General features: G+C 62.5%; 4 protein-coding genes. 1 reads left to right on the forward strand and 3 read right to left on the reverse strand.

The annotated features are described in order from the left end of the window. Together EN964_RS29900 and EN964_RS29905 are read right to left on the reverse strand one after the other, a co-directional pair. On the reverse strand, positions 1 to 513 hold a 513-nt coding region (locus EN964_RS29900; RefSeq protein ID WP_164776085.1), incomplete at its 3' end, for a DUF177 domain-containing protein. Beyond that, on the reverse strand, positions 510 to 1,058 hold the full coding sequence (locus EN964_RS29905; protein WP_127267861.1) for a ubiquinol-cytochrome C chaperone family protein: 549 nt from the start codon (positions 1,056 to 1,058) through the stop codon (positions 510 to 512). The genes EN964_RS29900 and EN964_RS29905, both read right to left, overlap by 4 nt. A gap of 114 nt (positions 1,059 to 1,172) precedes the next feature. On the opposite strand from EN964_RS29905, the gene EN964_RS29910 reads away from it, so the two are divergent. Further along, positions 1,173 to 1,685, forward strand: coding sequence for an outer membrane protein assembly factor BamE (locus EN964_RS29910; RefSeq protein ID WP_127277097.1), 513 nt, complete (start codon positions 1,173 to 1,175; stop codon positions 1,683 to 1,685). 279 nt (positions 1,686 to 1,964) lie between these two features. On the opposite strand, the gene EN964_RS29915 is transcribed toward EN964_RS29910, so the two are convergent. Next, a partial coding sequence (locus tag EN964_RS29915) for a sodium/proton-translocating pyrophosphatase (protein WP_206528778.1) occupies positions 1,965 to 3,198 on the reverse strand: 1,234 nt, incomplete at its 5' end.

A 3,198-nucleotide genomic window follows, 5' to 3' on the forward strand; every position in this document is an offset into this window, starting at 1 on the left:
AAATTCATTCTCCGCCGGTTCGGTCTCGCTGCCGGCATTGAGCGATGCGCCCTGCTTACGCGGATAGGGGTCGATGGCGAGCCCGAAATACTGTTCGGCGAGTGCCCCGACATCGATCGTGTCACCGGAAAATGTCTCTGGACTGTCAGGGCCTTCCGCATCGAGCAGGATCTCGCCGCCACCATCGAAGCCCTGCCGTCCGAGCTTGGAATCCTCGGGCAGCAGCAGCGCTTCGACCGGTTCGTCGATATGTGCTTCGACAGGCTCGAGCGTGACGATGCAGGCCTGAGTGATGTCGGCCTCGACGCGGCCGCTGATCTTCACGCCATTGCGCTTCCATGACGCGACCAGAAGCTCGGCGCGATAGGATTCGACCGAAATCAGCCCGTGCTCCTCGGCCAGTGCCGCACGCTGTGCGGCATCGGCCTCGATAACCAGCGGCAGGCCCTTCTGCGGCAGGCGCGTAATGTTGGCGCGGAAGGAGACCGGGCTTTGCGGGTCAACATGCTTCATTGTTCAACCTCCTTGGCGGCGGGAAAGGTCAGCGTGCCGGAGACAATCGATTCGGATGGCTGCGCGGCCAGATGACTGCGCGCGTCGGTAACATAGTTGGCCAGCAGCGATGCTTCCGCCCAGGCGCCCGTGTCGGGCCGGACATTGCGGGCAAGAGCCGCGGTCAGCCCGTCATGGTCGTTTCTTTCCAGGGCATCATCATAGGCAGCGGTACGGCCATAAAACATCTTTGCCAGTTTTTTCATGCGTTTGGGCACGCCAACGTCGCCAATGCCCAATTCCCGCAACGAATGGTCGACGTCAAGGAAGAACTCGTCGATCAGCACCTGGGCGACCTCTTGCGCCGCACCGCTCTCCCCGCGCAACCTGTGCTGGAACAGGAACATGTGCAGCGACAGCATCTCGAAACGGCCAAGCGGCGTATCTGGCACATTCCAGTGGGAATAAAACACAGTCTGCCGCGCCGCCGCCACGATTTGTGCGTAAAGCGCCTCGGTGATAGCGCGGTTGGCGTAGCGTTCGCGGCCAAAAAAGCGCTGGAACATTGGGGATGGTCTCCTGGGGACCGTTTGTTGAAGTGGGCTTGTTGCATCGGCAAGCAAGCTGGTTTACCGGTTTCGCGGCCCAGCGCAAGTTGCGGCCAGCTAATGGAGTTGTTGTTGCGCGCGCTGAATTTCAAGTCGACCTTCTCGTCCAGGCCCGCCGGCGCGATCTCGCTGCTGATGATCGTTTCGGCACTGTCCGCCTGCCACACCTCCAAGATGATGGGCGATCTCAGCCCGAGCGAGACGCTGACGCAAGGTTACGTCATAGACCAGCAGGCAATCGACCTGGTGCCGGTCGGTTCGAGCCGCGAGCAGGTGCTTCTGGCGCTCGGCACGCCGTCGACGACCGCGACCTTCGACAACGAGGCATTCTATTACATTTCGCAGACGCGCAAGCGCTACGTCGCCTTCGACAAGCCACGGCTCATTGACCAGCATGTGCTGGCTGTCTATTTCGGCGCCGATGGCCGTGTCACCCAGATCGCCAATTACGGGAAGAAGGATGGCAAGATGTTCGACTTCATCTCGCGCACCACACCGACCGGCGGCAAGGACCAGAACTTCCTCAGCCAGGTCATCAACGGTGCCAGCAAGCTGGCGCCCGGCAGTCCCGGCGGCGGCGTGTAGTTCCCTTCGGCTTCCATTCCCGGAAGCCTCGTCATCTCAGGCGACCAAAAACCCGCGGGAGCGATCCTGCGGGTTTTTGTTATGGGTCACCAGTCAGGGCACGGCCACTGGCATGCTGCAGTGGCCACCACTGAAAACACGACGCTGGGCCCGGCATAAGGTGCCAGCGCACGCATTGCGAAGACCGGGCGAAAGCGAGCGCTGAAGGATAGTTTGGCTTTGCCTCAACAAAAAACCCGCGGGATCGCTCCCGCGGGTTTTTTCGGGCTGAAGCCTTGATCAGCCGTGCGCGAGCACGGCCAGCAGCAAGAGCGCGACGATGTTGGTGATCTTGATCGCCGGGTTGACGGCCGGGCCAGCGGTGTCCTTGTAGGGATCGCCGACCGTGTCGCCTGTCACCGAAGCCTTGTGCGCCTCGGAACCCTTGAGATGCTTGACGCCGTCCTTGTCGACAAAGCCGTCTTCGAAGGACTTCTTGGCGTTGTCCCAGGCACCGCCGCCAGAGGTCATCGAGATGGCGACGAACAGGCCATTGACGATGACGCCGAGCAACGAGGCACCCAGCGCTGCAAAGGCGGACGCCTTCGAGCCCGAGATCAACAGCACGCCGAAATAGACCACGAGCGGTGCCAGCACCGGCAGCAGCGACGGGATGATCATCTCGCGGATCGCCGCCTTGGTCAGCAGATCGACCGCGCGTGCGTAGTTCGGCTTCGAGGTGCCGGCCATGATGCCCGGATCCTCGCGGAACTGCTTGCGCACTTCCTCAACGATGGCGCCCGCCGCGCGGCCGACGGCCGTCATGGCGATGCCGCCGAACAGATATGGGATCAAGCCGCCGAAGATCAGGCCGGCGACGACGTAGGGGTTGGAGAGATCGAAGGAGATCTCGCCCATGCCCTGGAAGTAGGGATATTTGTCGCCATTGGCGGCAAAGAACTTCAGGTCGTTCGAGTAGGCGGCAAACAGCACCAGTGCGCCGAGACCGGCCGAACCGATGGCGTAGCCCTTGGTCACCGCCTTGGTGGTGTTGCCGACCGCGTCGAGCGCGTCGGTGGACTGGCGCACTTCCTTGGGCAGGCCGGCCATTTCGGCAATGCCGCCGGCATTGTCGGTGACCGGGCCGAAGGCGTCGAGCGCAACGATCATGCCGGCAAGACCGAGCATCGTCGTGACCGCGATCGCCGTACCGAAGAGGCCGGCAAGCTGATAGGTCGAGATGATGCCGCCGACGATGACGATCGCCGGCAGCGCCGTCGATTCCAGCGAGACCGCAAGGCCCTGGATGACGTTGGTGCCGTGACCGGTGACCGACGCCTGAGCGATGGAGTTGACCGGGCGCTTGTTGGTGCCGGTGTAGTACTCGGTGATGACGACGATGAGACCGGTCACCACGAGGCCGATCAGGCCGCATATGAACAGGTTCTTGCCGGTGATGACCATGCCGGCGACTGTGCCGATCTCGCCCCAGCCGAGCGTCACCTGTGTGGCGACGCCGAGGCCGACGATGGAC

Source organism: Mesorhizobium sp. M7A.F.Ca.CA.001.10.2.1 (assembly GCF_003998575.1).
GTDB lineage: Bacteria > Pseudomonadota > Alphaproteobacteria > Rhizobiales > Rhizobiaceae > Mesorhizobium.